Source organism: Mycobacterium talmoniae, from assembly GCF_001854525.1.
In the GTDB taxonomy this organism is placed as follows: Bacteria; Actinomycetota; Actinomycetes; order Mycobacteriales; family Mycobacteriaceae; genus Mycobacterium; species Mycobacterium talmoniae.
On the sequence record NZ_MLQM01000115.1, the window covers coordinates 1 to 17414 of the forward strand.

The window sequence follows — 17414 nt, forward strand, 5'->3', positions numbered from 1 at the left end:
GCCGGGTAGAAACCGGCTGGCCCTCCGCCCGTGGCGTTCTAGGTATTGAGTTGTCGGCCAGGGCAAATCCGGGGGTATTGGCGGTTAGGCCCCCATCGGCAAAGCGAGCCGAAGTTGGGTAGATAGGTGCGGGCCGGGGGCTGGAGTGCGCGGCCGGCGTCTCTGGCGCGGCGCATCTGCGGCCGCTGCGTCATGCGTGGCGGCGGCGGTTGCCTCAGTGAACGGTTCACGCAGCTCGGGTCGTCGCTGCAGCATCGTCGTGATGCGCGCAGACAGAATTTCGCGCCGGGCATCGTTGTCGGCGGTGTCGGGCGCGGCGAGATACTCAGCGAGGATCTTCAGCAAGCGGCGCCGATGCAGTGCGTGAGGGCTTTGTGTTCCTCGAGCCTGCACACCAGCCCATATGCCGCAATCTGCGCGAGACTCCAAGGCGGTCACAGCACACCGAATCCGAAAGTGGCATCTGTCGCACTCTTGAGCCAGCTTTGGCAACACTGATGTGCGAAAACGCAACCGATCCTCGGGTGACGCGGCGTAATTATCGGGGTCCCAGCGCTCGGGGTTGACGTCGCACGGCACGGGTTCATCGGGGATATCCGCGGCGAACGCCAGCGCATCCGAGTCGCCAACATCGGTCTCGTCGGCGATGAGGTCTAGGTCCAGGTCGTTGGCGCTGTTCACAGCCGCTCCCCTCATAGGGTTACATATGCTATGTCGAGTTAGCATAAGAATGCGTGTGGCAGCAGTCAACACCGATATGCAATCAAGTGCCTACTGAAGTCAGCGTTTCCTATACTTTGTGGGTGGCCGCCACCGAGGGAACAGCGTCTGACCAGGAGGAAGCACGCATACGACTCGGAGAGCTGATCCTGGCCCGACGCAGCGTCAAGGGCATGAGCCAACAGGCCTTCGCCGAGAAGATCGGCGTACACAAAGTGACCGCCAGCCGCATCGAGCACGGACGCCACCCCATGCGGCCAAGCACTGCCCGCCGCGTCGAAGAAGCTCTGCGCTGGAAGCCGGGAGCCTGCGATCTCATCGTGTCCGATCCCGACGTCGATCCGGCCGCCTACGAGGAAGAAGAACCGACCGCCGCCTCCGCGTCAGTCGACATGGCCAGATCCTTCCTGGACATGGCCAAAGCAATGGCTCCGCGCATACGAGAAGACCCCGAGCTGGCCCGGCAAGTGGGCGAGATGTTAAGCAGCGTCGAAGCAAAACTCGCGTTGGTGGTCGAACATGACTTCACACCCGAGGCACTCAAAACGCTGATGGACTTAAACGTCGCGCGCCGAGACCTCAGCGTCTAATAGCGACCCGTGGGCGCTGGAAGTTGAGGCGCGCTGGCGCACAAACCAGCGATGGCCGACTCAGTGGGCCTGATCGAACGGGCTCCACGATGGCCGGATGACCGGAATGGGCTCGGTCGGCGTGTAGTCGCTGAAGTCGAAGGGGTCGATCGCGTGCGGTTCGGTGGTTCCGGTCACAAAACCGACCGGGGTTGCCGCCGCCGCGCCGCCGCTGGCACCAGCGGTGTCCATGCCGGCCCCCGTGACACCGGTAGCGCCATCTTCGTCGGTCTGCAGGTATTCCTGCGCGGCGCCGCGCAGACTCTCAGCAAGGTAGGTGTGCTCGTCTGCGAAGCGGTCCGTATCACTGAGCCTGCGGGCGTTGTCGACGCGCAGACTCTCGATGACTGGGTAGCCGACAAAACTCAATTCGGGAGTAAGCGCGTCGGGATCATTGGGCGGGGTGGCGCCGATGGCGCGCCAGCCCGCGACCCGCTGCTCGTGCTGGGCGGCTGTGCTGATGAGTTCTGCCGGATTAACGGTCAGGCTGTCAGCCATGCGGACCAACTCCTTGTTTGTCGACGAATTTGCCCAGAGAAAATGTCACTGCGCGCGATGTCCGATGATTTCTAATGAGGATACTGCGAATGCGGACGGTTCTCCCGAATTTTGGGCGCCACTTGGGGCTCCTATGCCGGAGGGTTCCGGCAGGTTTATTGACCCCCACCCACCGGGAAGGCCGGGCAGTGGTGCTGCGTTAGACGTTGTCGGCGCGACTGGAGCTGCCAGGCTGGTCTTCGTTATCTGCAGTTGTACGGTGCTCGACAACGCGCAGTCGATGTCGACGTGTTGTTGCTTGCGGCTGCCGTCGAATTTCTGCTCAGCCCGCTTTCCGTCGTCGAATCGCCACACGCCTGCTGACACGATTCGGTATTGAAGCCACTGATCGACTTTGTCCGGTCCGGTGTAGTCCCAGCCGGGTACGAGTCGCACGCTGGTGATGCAGTACGGTCCGCCGGGCAGGGTGAGATTCAGCGTCGCGCCGTCGGCGTTGTAGGCGCGAGTGCACGTCCACGCCTTGGTCGGATCACCGCTAATTGCGTTAGCGGCGTCGGTCGACGGTGCTGGGCACCGCGGCGGTTTCGTGGTGGAGATTTCGACCCGCAGAGGTTTGTCGCGTTGCGAAGGACCGCCTTTTGTGGGTGCGTGCTGCGTAGTGTCCGAGTCGGCCTGGGAGCCGATCACTGGCTCAGTCTCTCGTCCGTGGGCGGCTCCGATTACCACCGCGATCACGAGCACCACAACCACGGCCACCCCGCCGAGAATGAGGTGCTTTGGCCTCAGCAGCGGCGGGCTCTCGGCGCCGGGTTCGGCCGCGGCTTCCTCGGCGTTGCCGTCAGCCGGCTCAACACCTCTGCCGTCCACGTCGTCGCTCTGGCCGGCCGTCCCGCCGCGTGTCTGTGTTGCACCAATGAGGCGCGACAAGCGCTCACCCAACAGCGACGGCAGCAGCCCTGAGCGTTTAGTCGGTTCGGCGGACTCGCCCGCCGAACCGTGGTCGCTGTTGGCGGTGACGAGGGCGCTGCTGATCGGCTTGGGTGCGCCGGAAAGTAGCCGGTCGATGGCAGCGGCGGCGTTCGCTGTGGCCGATGGGTTGCCGAGTTGCTGAGCGGGCGCGGCCTTCGATTGCTGGGCCGCATCGTCAACCGGTGCGTCGGCTGGGTTCGGCGCGCCGTCGGCGGTCTCATCGTCGGCGGTCTCATCGTCGGCGGCAGGCTGGGAGGCGTCGACGCCATAGACCTTGTGCACGTCCATCTACAGTGTTCCTTCCCGTGCAGGTGACCGGCGAACCAGAAGGCCAGAAACCCGGTGCAGACAGTGTTGTAAGCGCCTGGTGCTGCGAAAACCGCGCGGCATGTCGCGAAATGTGCGGCTCACCCCGACGCCCTGTAATAGGGCTGACCTGCGGGGCTGCCGCGGCATTCCACGAACCCGCAGCGCAGGGCCTATTACAGAAATCGGGGCATCTGCTGAGCCCCCCGCCCAGAGACCCGGAAACACGCGAAATGCGCTAAACAGGGCAACCGCAGAGCCGGTCAGCCAGGGGCACAGAACCGCAGTAACCATGTGGATTACGGTATCGCGGCACCAGGGGCGAAATCGCAGGAAATGACACCAATTTGCGGACCCTGTGCGCGAGCACGGCACGGACTTGTCAACGCCGCGCCATCAGTTATTCGCGTTTGCTGCTGTCGCTGATCGAGGTGCGCCAGCAGAACCTTTTGCGAACCGATCCGCAGTGTCAACAGCGCCGGAAAGTGGCCCAATTTTTCTCAGAAACGGCCTCGCTGAATCGCTACCGTTATGCCCATGCTGGGCGCGGGACGAGATGTCTACCTGTGGAGACGGCGCGCATCCAAGGTCAGTCGATGGCTGTTTCGGGTGTGTGCGCTCGTGGGCTGCGTCGGGGTCTTGGCGATAGCGTGCACAGGCGACCCCGAGCCCAAGGCCGACGACAACGTGGCACGGACAGCGGTCGCGGCGATGCGGGCTTTCCTGCATGCCACCGACAAGGACCCTGGCCTGATCGGCCAGTACTTTCCCAGCGTCGACTTCTCGGCTGTCGAACTTCCGGCCGGCGCGCAAGACGACGCAACAATCACCGCTGGTGAACCAACACCGCACGGGGCCAACACCTGGGAGATTCCCGTGACCGTTGTCTCACCGGCCGGCGAGACCGCGACGTGGGAACTGCAGATCGCCGTGACCACCGTAGACGGCCACACGCGCTACACGCCCATTCAACTGCCATCGCCATGGCCAGCTGCCGGCCTCGGTGCGGAATCAACAGCTTCCCGAACCCAAACGCTGGACATAGACAAAGGTGCCGGCAAAGCAGCGACAGATTTCCTGACTTCCTGGCTCACCCCGGGCGGTGAACCGGCCCGCTACACCACCAGCCGCGACGTCGCCCCGGTATGGCCCGCACCGCCCTACAGCGCAATCGATGTGGTCGCTGTGCGAACCAATCGGCCGCCGCCAAACAAAGCGGCGGGGTCGCTGACCGTCGATGTCGATGTGGTTCCCGTCGGTAAATACCGCCGCCAGGTCACCTACACCCTGCTGCTCAAAGCGGTCAAAGACCAGTGGATGGTGGCCGCCGTCAACCCCAAGTCATAGACCCAATCCCACAACAAGACAGGAAGATTCACCATGGGTGCAGGAGTTCCCGCAGTCGTCCAAACCATGGTCTGGGCCATGGTCGGCACAGCGCTGTTCGTCCTCGGTGGTTTCTGCATCGTCATCACAGCGCACAAGACCATCTCGGCGTACAAAAACGCCAACGATTCATGGGCCGGCAAGGTGCTGGTCAACCTGGCCCTTGGATCTGCGATCTCGGCGGCGCTGTTGTTCGGCGGCATCTACGGCGTCATCAAATTCTTCGGATCCGTCAACCAAGGATTCGGCTTAGCGTCCGGGCCGCAACCGAGCATCAGTTTGCACGAACAGCTGCCCAACACCACCGGGAAAATGGCTGCGCTACCGGCCGAGGCGCCGGCCGTCGTGCACCTGGATCTGCCCGCATGATGGTCTATACGCCGGTGCGCCGTGTGGAAGGCGTGATCGGCCGCGGCGTCAAAGGCGGGCGTCTGCTGTTAGGCCCTTACAAGAAACGTGAGATTGCGCCGCTGCTAGGTGGAATATGCCTGGCCACCAGCTTGGCGTTGACCGAATTCCCGATTCTGGGCTCCATTCTCAATGGCGGAGCGCGAGCCTCGGCGGTGTTCGCGGCCGTCGCGGTCATGCTGCTGGTGCTGGCGGTGTTGTGCGCAACGTTTGGTTGGGTGGCCTGGCATCGTGGCGGCCCGGCGTGGCCGCCACAACACGTCCGCAACCGAGCGCGGATCAACCAGTGGCGCCGCCGGCCGGTCTACGTGTCCGGCCGCGACCGGACTTCGCCGCCGCCGGCATGGGCCGGCGGAAAGGTCCGGGTGCGGGCATGACCCAGTTCGATGTGGCCGCTATTCAGGCCACCACTGACATTGTTGACGGAAACCTGCGCTGCACCGCGGCTGGATACTGGGCCGAATACCGTATCGAAGCCCTGTCGTACGGTGAACGCTCCTACGACGAAAAACGAGCCGTCGGGGCAGCCCACAAACAACTGTTCAGCAAGTTGATGCCCTACAACCCGCTGCTGGGTGGATTCCTCAAGCCCGAAACCGAGGCCGAGATCACCGCCAAATCGCTGGCGATCGGCGGCCATGATGGGCAACAGCCCGTCGACCACAACGACGGCACGATACGCGCCTACGCGGAGATGACGGCCGACCGTGTCATCGATCTAGCCCTCAACCCGGCATCGTGGCCACGCAGCCGAACTCTGCTGGTCGCATTCCCCGTCGGGAAATCGCGCGCCGCCGCCCGCCGCAAACGCGCGAAAATCCTGGCTCAACTTCCCAAGTCGTGGGTCATCACCCCCGCCGAACCGCACGACATGGCCTGGCTGTGGACTGCCTCGATCCACCGCGGCGTGCAGTTTATGCCCTCGATCGCCGAAGCGGGCCGCGTCGTCGATTTCACCCCCGCCTACTTCGACGACGGCGCCAAAGAAGACACCATCGACGGCTACACGCCAAACAAACGGCCCGCGGTCATCAAAATCACCCCCAACGGCGCGCGCTGCCCCGTCTACCAGATCGTGCTCAAAGCGGTCTTCCCGATCGGCCAGATGGCCTTCCCCGGCGGCACCGAACTATTCACCGTGCTCAACCGCACCAGCCTGCACGTCGACTGGGCGATCCGCTGCTCCCACATCCCCCACGCCAAGGTGGTCTCCGACAACGCCGAGGTCCGCAAGACGCTCGAATCCAACAAGTTCGAAACCGCACTCGAGCCAGCACGACTGGACGACGACGCCATCGCCGAAGCACTCCTCGACGACTACGACGCCAAGACCGCCGTCAACAAGAAGGGCGACTCGGTGTGGTTCACCATCCTCATCGCCATCGGCGGTCCCACCCTAGAAGCCGCCGAGGAGATCGAAGCAATCCTGTCCGAAGTGTTCGCCCACCTCGAGGTGAACTTCGAACGCATCGCCGGACTGCAACAAGAACTCTGGTCGGCGATGCTGCCCGGAAACCCCGCCAGCCCCGAGATCCACGCCCTGGGCGACGAAATCGACATCGCCGGATTCTCCGAGATGGTGCCGTTCACCGACTCGCGCATCGGCTCGCCCACCGGGCCCATCTTCGGTCAAAACATCAAAAGCGGCCTGTGGGACCTATTCCGCATCAACACCCGCGCCATCTTGGCCGCCAACCTGCCCTCCAACGCCGTGCTCGTCGGCGGCCTGGGCGCCGGGAAGACGACCCTACTCAAGTGGGGCATGCTCTACGACGGCGCCCTGGGACACCTCTTCGCCGGTTACGACCGCAGCGAACAAGGGGAACTCGTCAAAATCGCCAAGCTCGTACCCGGCCACATCATCCTGGACATTCTCGCCCCCGACTACAGCATCGACAGCCTGAAAACCTTCAAACACGACCCGGCGCTGGCTGGCCGACACACGCTCAATACCTACATTAACCTGCTCAAATTCGAAAGCGGCTCCGACGAAGAACTCGCCTTGTCCGAGGCGCTCACCAAAGACAACATCACCGCCAACAACATCACCAGCGCCAAACGGCTCCAACACGTCCTACTCAACAGCGACGACCCGATCGACCAACGCGTAGGCCGCCACCTGCGCAAGTGGGCCAACTACGACTTCGCACGCGCCTTGTTCGACGACACGCTGCCCCCGGTCGACTACGCCGCCCCAGCGTTCATCATCCAGACCTACGGTATGCCTGCTGCCGAAGCCAGCGAACTCTACAACGAACACCTCTACAAACGGCTCTCACCAGAAAAGCTCTACATGGAAGCCGTCTACGAACTCACCGGCTACGCCCTGCGCACGGTGTACTTCGCCCGCCAGGAGCAGATCTGCAGCATCTACCTGCCCGAAGCCTGGCACCTGGCCCACAAGCCCGTCGGCCAAGAAATGATCAGCATCCTCGGCCACGACTCACGCAAAGCCGGCTGCATGCTCTGGATGGACACCCACCTCGGCAAAGAAGACTTCATGCCAGGGCAGACCTCATTGATTGGGATCCGCTTCGTTGGACACACCGAATCAGAAGCGGCCCTCGACAACCTCGAATGGGCAGGCCTACACCCCGAGAACAACCCCGAATTCCTCACCGACATCACCACCAATTTCCGCACCGGCCAGTTCCTCGTACGCTTCTTCGACCAGGTCGGCGCCATCCAAACATTCCTGCCCACCGACGCCGCCGCCGCGGAGGCGATGAACACCACCTTCAGGGCGGGGGTAATGGCATGAGTGTCCTGGACAGCCTCAATCCCACCGACACCCACGAGCTACCGGCGGCCAACCTGCCGCTGTCCCTTAACCACGGGCTGCTGGCCAGGTTCACCGGCGGCGACCTCGCAGACCTGCTGTGGAGCACCCAGAAACTCTTCGGCTGGTTCGCCGGCGCGGTCCTCAACATCGTCAGCGCCTTCAACTGGCTCACCCCAGTGGTGAACCTGCTGGAAACCGTTTCGGACAAGATCACCGAAACATTCGGCGTCATCGGCGTTTTCGGTGTCGCCTGCGCGATCGCCCTGATGGTGTTCGCCACCCACTGGATGAAAAACACCACCCACCGCATCGGCTACCACCTCGGCATGGCCGTGACGCTGATGCTCATCGGGGTCTTCATGGTCTCTCCGGTGCGCTTCGCCGCCCAAGCGGTCAGCCTCGGCGGCGCGGTAGCCACCGATATCGGGCAACGGGCCACCGGCACCGGCCAAGCGGCGACGATCAGCCAAATCCTGGTCACCAAATACCTGCGCGAACCCCTGTTCCGCGCCAACTACAACGCCAACCTCGACGACATCGATATCGGCGGCGGCCGCACCTGCGGCGACGTGTTCGACGACGCGGTGCGCGCCGGCGTACCAGCCGAGCAGGTCAAAGAAGCGATCCTGCGCGGCTGCGGACCCATCGGCAAAACACTGCACGACTACGCCGACAACCCCGACAACCTCGGATTCAACCTGATGGTCGGCCTGGGAACCACCGCACTGCTGGCCGTATTCGTCCTCATCATCTGTATCCGGGTGATGCTCAGCGGGGTCGCCACCGTGCTGCACGCCGCCGCCGTCAAACCCCTGCTGGCGACGGTCATGGCCGGACCCGCAGCCCAAGTCCTGGCGCTGCGAAACGCCATCGCGATCCCGCTCGGGGGCCTAGCCGTCGCCGGCGACCTGCTCGTGATCGTGCTCGGCGCATCGTTTACCGGGTTCATCGCCGTAGCCACCGGAAGCACCGCCATCGCCAGCCTCGTCACCAGCCTGATCACCATCGGCCTGGTCCTGGGCACCTGGCGATTCAGCCGCAACCTGCGCGCCAGCGGCAAAGCAGTCAGCGAGCAACTCGGGCGCGCCAACACACCCTCGGGGCTGTCGATCACCGCCCACCAAGCCCGCCAGGCGGTCACCAAAGTCGTCACCAACAGCGCGGCACTGGCATCGACGCTGGCCGGCCAGCCCGCCGCCGGCGCAGCGATATCCGCGCTCGGAAACGGTGTGTTGTCCAAGCCCCGCAGCGAAGACCTGCTCCATCAGCGCGGGCACTACGGCCACAGGAGCGGCCAACAACCCGCAGGGAGAACCTCAGCGCCCCCGGCCGGAACGCCCACGCAGTATCCAAGCAATCCGGTGGCGTCCGCATCGCAAGTGGCCTACAGCATCCAGCAACGCCAACCCCAACCCGCCCTCGCCCAACATGCCTCGACCTACCAGCGTCCAGCACTCCAGCAACCAGCGGCGGTGATCCCGTCGATCGTCCCCACCGCCCAGCCGGCGGCCCACGCCAGCCCGCCAGGCGCTGCGCCCGTGCCGGTCCCAGCGTCGCCGATGCACACCCTGCCAGCCCCCCCACGCGACCCATACACCAGTCGCGGCCCATCTCGCCACAGCGGCGAGAGCAGGGCAGCGAGCCCCTCCCCGGTGCCGCCGCGCACCGAGCTGCCATCGTTGCCGACGCTCAACCCAGACGGCACCCAACAGGCCGCCGACGCCTCCGCGGCGGTTCGCCGCCACCTCAACAAGCCAGGGCCCACGCCGTGAAACTCCGAACTGTGCTCATCATTGCGACCGCACCCTTCGCCGCCATGGCGGCGCTGGTGATCGCCGCTCTGGTCACCGTGGCGGGTGCCGACCACCATGCCAAAACCCGCGCCACCACCCGCGCCTGCGAAACCGCACTTGGCGTGCCGGTCACCCCGACGGCAACGATCAGCGACCTAGCCGGCCCCCAAGCCGCCGACGTCGTGGCATCGACGGTCACCGGCGCCGCCGCCGCCGAGCTGCTCGACACCCTCTACCGCATCCACAACTGGCGCGACCTGCCGGCGGCCGAAGTGAACCGATGGGCGCACGACCCCACATCCGAAAATCTTCCCGAACACGCCATCCTCACCCCCGCCCACACCACCCCCACCGGCAGCTACGAGACCCGCTGCGCAGCCATCCTCGACGCCCTCACCGAAGACCAGAAAACCCGCGCTGCGGCGCTTCCTCACACCGACACCACGCCCACCAACGCCGGGCTGCGCGCTGCGGTCACAGCAGAATCGCTGCTCAACGATCGCTCCAGCACAGGCCAGGATTTCGTCGCCGCCGTAGCCAAGGCCGCCTACCCGCACGACCAGGCTCCCGAATCCGGTCTCACCCACCTGCTGTGGTGCGGTGCACCGGTGGCGCCGGCCGCCGCCGCCCGCGGCGACCTGATCTTCTTTGACTACGCCCGCACCGGTCCCACACACCTGGGGGTCGTCTTGGACGCCACCACCGTGGTGACCACCACCGGCCTTGACGCGCCCGCCACACCACCCGGCAGCCTGGCCGCCGGCCACCCGCCGATGGTCAACATCACCGTCATCCGCCCAGACGACATCACCGACACCGCAACAACGACCGAAAGCCCTGACCACCCATGACCAGCTTCGAGATGCCAGACCCCGGCGCTGGCCCCAGAATCCTCGCCGACATGCTCGCCGACGCCGCCGGGCACCAGGGCCCAGCCGCGCTGGCCGACCCGAACACCCCCGACCCGAAGCACGACCCGAAGTCGAAGGACCAAGACGGCGCTGAGCACAACGACACACCAGGCAACGACCAAAAACAGGACAGCCCCGGCGAGGACAACGCTAAGGGACACAACGCCGACACCGACACCACCGCAGACCAAGACGAGGATGACACCTACACCACCACCGAGCCCGGATTCCCGATCGGACAGCTCATTTCCGGGCTGATCGCCGCGGGCATCGGTACCGCCACCGCCGGCGCCTCGGCCGCCATGGCCGTCCCCACAGCCGCCATGGGCACCGTGATGCCACTGCTGAACAGCCTCCTGACCCTCGTGGGCACCCCCGGTGCGGGCGCCCCGACCGGATTGGGCTCGCACGCCCTGGCGCCGCCGCTGGGCCACGTGACCGCCCCCGACACATACAACGGCCCCAGCGCCCAGAAATACCACGACCGCGCCGAGCACGAAAACGCCGAAGAAAAACCCTTCCCCGACCAGGACAACAAAGCCAGCGACACCGTCGACGAAGCCCGCGACACCAACGCCCACGCCAACGCCGCCGTGACGAAATCCGACGCAGACCTACGCGTGGCCGTGGCCATGGCCCCGGCCACAGGCCCGGCGGTGTTCGCCGCCTCAGCGCGAGACGCCATCGTCAACGCCCGCAACGCCGTCAGCGCCGCCGCCGACCACCACCAGATGCTTGCAGCCCGGCTAGCCACCAACCGCCCAGGACCCACACGATGATGATCATCGCCGTCGTCGCGGGTGTGGTCGCTGCCGTCACCGCCGCCTACCTGATCGCGCTGGCCGCCGCCGAAGGCTTCACCGGCGCCCACCACCTGATGCCGTTAGGGACTACCATCACCGTGGTCGCCGCCACAGCGGCCGCGATCACCTATGCAGTAGCACCCATGTGGTGGATTCTGGTCTGGCTGACCGTACTGATCGCCTCAACCCCCATCACGGTGGCCAAGCTGACCCGCACCTACCCGCGCCGGCGCATCCGCGCGCTGCTCACCCAGCGGCTGGCCACCGTGCTCGGCTCCAGCTGGAGCAAAAACGTCACGATTGCCTTCACCAAGACCAACACCCCCATGACGGTGACGATCAACATCCCGGCAGCAGTGATCCCGTCCGAGGTTGCGCCGCGGCTGCGGTCGGTGATCGGCGAAACCCTGACCGGAACATGGGCCATCACCACCAAGGGAACCAGAACCACAGCCACCAGGAGAACCACAAAACCAGACACGCCAGTCTTGCGGAAGCTCAAGGCCATCGTGTGTGCGCCGAAGGCATTCACCAGCACCGCCACCATCACCCAGTATCACGCCACCGACGACGGCCAGGTGCTCGCATTCAGCGTCAAATACAGCCCCGAGGTGGCCAGCAGCATCGCACTGGGCTACCGCAAACGCGACATCCAAAACCTGATCCGCGAACTGCTCGACCCCGGCCCCAACAACAGTTGGAGCTTCGACTGGAAAACCCAGGACGCCACCTGCAACGTCAGACGCTCGGTGTTCGCCGAACGCATCGATCACAAACCCACCACGCCGATAGCCCGCAGCCTCGCTGAGGCCACACGAATCTATCCCGACCTGACAATCCCTGTCGGCGTAGACGAATTCGAACAACCCGTCACCTGGAAACTGGTCGGCAAAGCAATGCCACACGGCCTGTTCGTCGGGCTGAGCGGCAGCGGGAAATCCTCAACCGTCATGACCGTCGTCACCGCCCTAGCCCGCCCGGGCGTGTGCATCATCATCGTCGACTTCAAGGGCGACCGCGAATACGACGGATTCCTGGACTGGCCCAACGTCCACCTCGTCACCCGAGACTTCTACTCCAACCTGCGCGCCATCGCCTACGTCAGAGAACTCATGTACCGCCGCAAAACCGGCGGCGCACCACCGGCCGGCGCGCCACCAAACAACGTGCCCATCATGCTCATCATCGACGAATTCACCGTGTGCACCAAAACCTTGGATGCCCTGTGGCCGCAGTTCAGGCAAGCCGAACCCGCGCTGCCGAAGATGCCGCCCACGATGGAAGATGTGGGCAGCATCTACCGCGAAGGCCGCTCGCTGCGCGTACACGGAGTCAGCGCACTACAGCGCGCCACCGCTGACAACATCCCCGCCGAATTCAAATTCAACTCCCCGTTCAAAATCCAAGCCGGACACGCTGACTCGACCACATCGTGGAATCTGTGGGACAACGCCGACATCGGTCAAACCATCCCGCAAGGAGTGCCCGGGCGTGCGCTGACCCGCGGCCCGAACGGGTTCGTACAGTTCCAAGGCTATTTCACCCCGGACCCGGCAGCAGCGGCCGACGCCGAGGATCGAGCGGTCCTCGACGCGCTGCGCCCACCTGTGTCGCTATACCCGAGGGTCCTGATCGACATGCCCAACGCCGACACCATCGAACGCTGGGACCAAATCGTCACCGCCCCGATCGTGGCGGCCGCCGCCCGCCCCGACCTTGACCCGCTGTCCCCCAAATTCCAGCCGCGCCGCGTCCTGCGCGTGGACACCACATCTGGCGTCATCGACGCCGCCAGCATGCAGCTGATCCCAACGACCGACGCGCTCCCAGCCCACACACTCGACGCCGACTCAGAAAGCGACCACGACTCAGAATGCGAGGAAGACTGATGACCACCTCCGCCGATATCCGAAAACTCCTGGAGCGCAGGGAAGCCAAGCTCACCGCCATCGTGACACTCGATAAAGACATCGACGCCGCGAGAAAACAACTCAACGACAAAGTCGAACAGCAACGCAAAGCCTACGACGCGTTGCTGGCAGACGGATTCACCACCGATGAGCTCGAAACGATCGGGATCACCCGCCGCCGCAAACCTCAGAACACCACCAGGCGAACCAAACCCGCCACCAACGGCCACCACCACACCGGGCCGGCTAGCGAACACGCCGACGCGCCTGCGGCGGCGACAAACTGGCCAGAAAACCCAGCGCAGACGCCACCTGCCGCTTTCTATGATGGAAACACCAGTAACAACGACGAAGGCAGCTGATGTTTCCGATCATCCCGGCGGACATGATCCAAGGCGGGACATCCGCCCTCATTGCCCTGTACAAGGTGTTCGGACGGCTCTTCGGCGCTGGCAACCGACCCGAGCACCGCCCCGACGCCCCCGATCCCCCCCAGGTTCCGCCCGGCACCAACAACCCCAACGAGCACGACAAAAACCAGCAGAACAACCAGGACGGCAAACAAAACAACCAGGACGGCAAACAAGGCAACCAGCACAGCGAACAAGCCGTCAACGAAAACCAAGAGGTCAAGAAGAAGCTCGACGAACTCATCGACTTGCTCAAGAAGAACACCAGCCGCACCGGCGGCGCCGACAACCCCGAAACCGACAACGCCACCGTGCAAGCGATGCGCGACGGCATGCGCGACATGCGCAACCTCGTCGGCGGCGCCGCCGACGCCAACGCCGCCCGCGCCGCGGGGTTGCCGATGCCCAGCCTCGCAGGCCTGGGCAGCCCTCTGGGCGGCGGATTAGGCGGGGGGATGCCCGGCATGAGCCCGTTCGGAGGCGGCATGTTCGGCGGCCCTGGCGCGGGCGGAGCCCCGGCCTTCAACCCGTTCAGCGACCACGACACCGCCCCTCACCACCAGCCCGACGTGACAAGTCCGGTCGACACAGGCGGCGGCACCGACCACGGTGTCGGTACCGCCTCCCACGATCCGTCTGCCCCCTCCCCCGACCATCACGGTGGCTCCGCCGGCGGCGACCCACACGCCATCGTCGCCGACCCGGCAACCGCACACACCCGCGAGATCACCGCCCCCGACGGCACCAAAACCACCGCCCCCGACGATGTCGCCTACGCCGCGCTGAACCACTACATCGACAACCCCAACACCCCCAACGCCGCCGAAGCCGCCTACCAGGCCGCCAACAACCCCATCCCCGGAAACGGCGCCGACCCCGGCAAAGTCATCGACATCAACGACATCGAACCGGCCGACATCGTCCGCTTCACCGACCACGACAGCATGGTCTTCGGCAACGGCAAAATCATCAACCCCGACGGGGGCCTGCAACCCATCGGCGACGCGATGAAGGCCGCCACCTTCACGGGAATCTTCCGCCCCCAACGCACATCCACCCCCGGCACACAACCCACCGACCCGCACCCGCCGCAACACACCGACACCGAGCCAACATGACGGTTGATGGGTTGTTGGCGCAGCTAGATGGGCTGCTGGGGCGTGGCCGGGTGGCCACGGGCTCAGCCGCGCCTATGGTGCGCCAACTGGCGCCGCCGGCCGCGCCGGCGAACTGGTCCAGTCCGGCCGCCGACGATCTGGTGGGCCGCAACAACCGCCTGTCCGGCAACGGCGCGGTGTTCGCCGCCAGCGACGACGACGCCAAGGCCAAACTCGACGACGCCGGCGCCCAGGTCGGCCACGGCAAAAACCAGATGGGCGTGATCCGCGAGGACTACCGGCGCAACCGCGATCGCATGGCGCCGGCCGCCAGCAACCCCGAGGTCGCCGCCCGTATGGCCGAGCTGGATCGGCAACGCGCCAGTGACGGCGCGACCACCGTGCGCAACGCGGTGGGCCGGATGCCCCAGATCGGCGGCAATCCCGCAATGGGTTCGCTGGCGCAGATGATGCCCGCGGCCGCGGCACCAATGGCCGCGATGGCTCCCGCGCTCAGCGCACCGCTGCAAGCGTTCTCGCAGATCCCGGCCCTGATGGGCCCAGCCGCCAGCATGCTGACCCTGCCCCACACCGTCACCCACAACGGCACCCCACACGACAACGACACCACCCTGGCCAACTTCAGCGGCCGCGGCGGCAGCGTCCGCGACGCCATCGACCAAGCCCTCGACATCAAGGGCATCACCGACCCGCAAGCCCGCGCCGACTGGGCCGCCGGAATGATCACCGTCGCCGACCGCGAATCAAACGGCAACGTCAACGCCATCAACAACTCCGACGCCAACGCCGCCAAAGGAACCCCAAGCGCAGGCGCATTCCAATTCATCGAACCCACGTTCCGCGCCTACCACGAACCCGGAACCTCCACCGTCCTCAACGACCCCGTCGCCCAAGCCGCCGCCTTCATCAATTACGCCATGGGCCGCTACCACGTCAGCGCAGACGGCCACGACCTTGCCGCCAAAATCCAGCAAGCCGACCCAACGAGGCCCCCCCATGGATATTGATCATGACGGTTGATGGGTTGTTGGCGCAGCTAGATGGGCTGCTGGGGCGTGGCCGGGTGGCCACGGGCTCAGCCGCGCCTATGGTGCGCCAACTGGCGCCGCCGGCCGCGCCGGCGAACTGGTCCAGTCCGGCCGCCGACGATCTGGTGGGCCGCAACAACCGCCTGTCCGGCAACGGCGCGGTGTTCGCCGCCAGCGACGACGACGCCAAGGCCAAACTCGACGACGCCGGCGCCCAGGTCGGCCACGGCAAAAACCAGATGGGCGTGATCCGCGAGGACTACCGGCGCAACCGCGATCGCATGGCGCCGGCCGCCAGCAACCCCGAGGTCGCCGCCCGTATGGCCGAGCTGGATCGGCAACGCGCCAGTGACGGCGCGACCACCGTGCGCAACGCGGTGGGCCGGATGCCCCAGATCGGCGGCAATCCCGCAATGGGTTCGCTGGCGCAGATGATGCCCGCGGCCGCGGCACCAATGGCCGCGATGGCTCCCGCGCTCAGCGCACCGCTGCAAGCGTTCTCGCAGATCCCGGCCCTGATGGGCCCAGCCGCCAGCATGCTGACCCTGCCCCACACCGTCACCCACAACGGCACCCCACACGACAACGACACCACCAACAGCCTCGGTCTGTCCGATCGCGAAGGCCGCCTTGCCGCTGGCGGGCTACCGCCGGGTGTGGCCTCAGAAAGCGGGCTGCAAACAGACACGATCCTGGCGGCCCGCGCCGTCTCGGCGGCGTTTCCCGAGATCAGCGAGATCGGCGGTGTCCGGGATGATCCGCTCAAATGGCATCCCAACGGCCAAGCCATCGACGTCATGTTGCCCGACCGGAACTCACCGAACGGTAAAGCGCTCGGTGACCAGATCCTGGCGTTCGCGCTGCGGCACCAAGCCGCATTCCACCTCAACCACATCTGTTGGCAGCAAAGGCTGTACTACCCCGACGGGTCGTCGGAACCGATGGGAGACCGCGGCGGCCCGACGGCAAACCACATGGACCACGTCCACATCGCCACCAACGGCGGAGGCTACCCGCACGGCGGAGAGGTCTACAGCCTATGAGATACCGCGATCAAAAAGGAGCAAGGGTATGAAGCAGTTCGAACCGAACCCAGAACAGTTGCGCGCCAACGTCGACCACAACCACAACTACGCCGACGAGCTGCGCGCCTGGATCGACAAATACGACGACCCCGCCTACTACGACGCCTACGCCACCGCAACCGGTTTCATCGGCGCTCCCATGACCGCCGCACTGCGCGAACACGGCCGGCGCCTGCGTGAACAAACCCAGGCGCTGGCCGCCCGCTACCAGGACACCGCCGAGGCCTCCCAGCAGGCCGCGGCCATCGTCACCGGCACCGACGCCGATGGCGCCGACACGGTCACCAACACGACCCGCGACCTGTAGGAACCCTGCAATGCGCGTCAACCCAGCTGCACTGCACGCCACCGCGGCCACGCTCACCACCATCACCGTGCCCACCGTGGCCTCAGCGGCATTGGCGCCTTCCGCGCACCCGGTTTCGGAGTCCGCGGTCAGCCAGCTCAACGCCCACGCAGCCAACGTCTACGCCCACCTCGAGCACGCGGCCGCCCTGGCCGCCCGCGCCGCAGCCACCTACACCGCCAGCGCCATCGACTACACCGCCACCGACGCCGAGGAGTCCGCCGCCGTGGCCAACGCCTTTAACGCCGTCGTCGACGCGCTTGGCCACGCAACCTCGCCGTCGGCGCCGATCGCCGCGGCGCAGGCCCCCAC

At 65.6% G+C, this 17414-nt stretch carries 18 protein-coding genes; 15 read left to right on the forward strand and 3 right to left on the reverse strand.

Annotation, left to right across the window (positions count from 1 at the left end; translation table 11 throughout):
• Nucleotides 1-84: 84 nt before the first annotated feature.
• Nucleotides 85-681: a WhiB family transcriptional regulator gene (locus tag BKN37_RS27935; protein ID WP_165618359.1), complete on the reverse strand. Its 597-nt coding sequence runs from the start codon at nucleotides 679-681 to the stop codon at nucleotides 85-87.
• A 122-nt stretch (nucleotides 682-803) separates the two neighbouring features.
• Between BKN37_RS27935 and BKN37_RS18435 the strand changes: the two genes are divergently transcribed.
• Nucleotides 804-1310, forward strand: a complete 507-nt coding sequence (locus BKN37_RS18435) for a helix-turn-helix domain-containing protein (RefSeq protein WP_131823641.1) — start codon at nucleotides 804-806, stop codon at nucleotides 1308-1310.
• Nucleotides 1311-1370: 60 nt separating this feature from the next.
• Here BKN37_RS18435 and BKN37_RS18440 read toward each other — a convergent pair whose 3' ends face one another.
• Nucleotides 1371-1847: a type VII secretion target gene (locus tag BKN37_RS18440; protein ID WP_071028421.1), complete on the reverse strand. Its 477-nt coding sequence runs from the start codon at nucleotides 1845-1847 to the stop codon at nucleotides 1371-1373.
• A 45-nt stretch (nucleotides 1848-1892) separates the two neighbouring features.
• A complete protein-coding gene (locus BKN37_RS28915) occupies nucleotides 1893-3104 on the reverse strand; it encodes a hypothetical protein (RefSeq protein ID WP_131823642.1) in 1212 nt (403 codons plus the stop codon).
• 555 nt (nucleotides 3105-3659) lie between these two features.
• Here BKN37_RS28915 and BKN37_RS18445 point away from each other — a divergent pair.
• The 14 genes from BKN37_RS18445 to BKN37_RS18510 all read left to right on the forward strand — a co-directional run.
• Nucleotides 3660-4469, forward strand: coding sequence for a hypothetical protein (locus BKN37_RS18445; protein WP_131823643.1), 810 nt, complete (start codon nucleotides 3660-3662; stop codon nucleotides 4467-4469).
• Nucleotides 4470-4547: 78 nt separating this feature from the next.
• Nucleotides 4548-4877 (forward strand): hypothetical protein, encoded by a 330-nt coding sequence (locus BKN37_RS18450; RefSeq protein WP_131823644.1) that lies wholly within the window; start codon nucleotides 4548-4550, stop codon nucleotides 4875-4877.
• Nucleotides 4877-5293, forward strand: coding sequence for a hypothetical protein (locus tag BKN37_RS29260; RefSeq protein ID WP_165618360.1), 417 nt, complete (start codon nucleotides 4877-4879; stop codon nucleotides 5291-5293). The genes BKN37_RS18450 and BKN37_RS29260 overlap by 1 nt, the downstream gene beginning before the upstream one ends.
• Complete coding sequence (locus BKN37_RS18460; RefSeq protein WP_165618361.1) at nucleotides 5203-7677, forward strand: ATP-binding protein; 2475 nt, start codon at nucleotides 5203-5205, stop codon at nucleotides 7675-7677. The genes BKN37_RS29260 and BKN37_RS18460 overlap by 91 nt, the downstream gene beginning before the upstream one ends.
• The gene (locus BKN37_RS18465; RefSeq protein ID WP_071028426.1) at nucleotides 7674-9470 is read left to right on the forward strand and encodes a hypothetical protein; all 1797 of its coding nucleotides are present in this window, start codon (nucleotides 7674-7676) and stop codon (nucleotides 9468-9470) included. Before BKN37_RS18460 ends, BKN37_RS18465 begins: the two co-directional genes overlap by 4 nt.
• Before the next feature lie 11 nt (nucleotides 9471-9481).
• Nucleotides 9482-10342 (forward strand): hypothetical protein, encoded by an 861-nt coding sequence (locus BKN37_RS18470; protein WP_131823645.1) that lies wholly within the window; start codon nucleotides 9482-9484, stop codon nucleotides 10340-10342.
• Nucleotides 10339-11181: a hypothetical protein gene (locus BKN37_RS18475; RefSeq protein ID WP_071028428.1), complete on the forward strand. Its 843-nt coding sequence runs from the start codon at nucleotides 10339-10341 to the stop codon at nucleotides 11179-11181. Before BKN37_RS18470 ends, BKN37_RS18475 begins: the two co-directional genes overlap by 4 nt.
• A complete protein-coding gene (locus BKN37_RS18480; protein WP_071028429.1) occupies nucleotides 11178-13094 on the forward strand; it encodes an FtsK/SpoIIIE domain-containing protein in 1917 nt (638 codons plus the stop codon). Before BKN37_RS18475 ends, BKN37_RS18480 begins: the two co-directional genes overlap by 4 nt.
• The gene (locus BKN37_RS18485) at nucleotides 13094-13477 is read left to right on the forward strand and encodes a hypothetical protein (RefSeq protein WP_071028430.1); all 384 of its coding nucleotides are present in this window, start codon (nucleotides 13094-13096) and stop codon (nucleotides 13475-13477) included. Before BKN37_RS18480 ends, BKN37_RS18485 begins: the two co-directional genes overlap by 1 nt.
• On the forward strand, nucleotides 13477-14643 hold the full coding sequence (locus BKN37_RS29265) for a hypothetical protein (RefSeq protein ID WP_071028431.1): 1167 nt from the start codon (nucleotides 13477-13479) through the stop codon (nucleotides 14641-14643). The genes BKN37_RS18485 and BKN37_RS29265 overlap by 1 nt, the downstream gene beginning before the upstream one ends.
• The gene (locus tag BKN37_RS29580; protein ID WP_207547259.1) at nucleotides 14640-15650 is read left to right on the forward strand and encodes a lysozyme family protein; all 1011 of its coding nucleotides are present in this window, start codon (nucleotides 14640-14642) and stop codon (nucleotides 15648-15650) included. Before BKN37_RS29265 ends, BKN37_RS29580 begins: the two co-directional genes overlap by 4 nt.
• A 2-nt stretch (nucleotides 15651-15652) precedes the next feature.
• Nucleotides 15653-16714: a VldE C-terminal domain-containing protein gene (locus tag BKN37_RS18500; protein WP_071028432.1), complete on the forward strand. Its 1062-nt coding sequence runs from the start codon at nucleotides 15653-15655 to the stop codon at nucleotides 16712-16714.
• Nucleotides 16715-16742: 28 nt separating this feature from the next.
• Nucleotides 16743-17063, forward strand: coding sequence for a hypothetical protein (locus tag BKN37_RS18505; protein ID WP_071028433.1), 321 nt, complete (start codon nucleotides 16743-16745; stop codon nucleotides 17061-17063).
• A 10-nt stretch (nucleotides 17064-17073) separates the two neighbouring features.
• Nucleotides 17074-17414, forward strand: a 341-nt coding sequence (locus tag BKN37_RS18510) for a hypothetical protein (RefSeq protein ID WP_207547260.1), incomplete at its 3' end; no start/stop codon positions are given.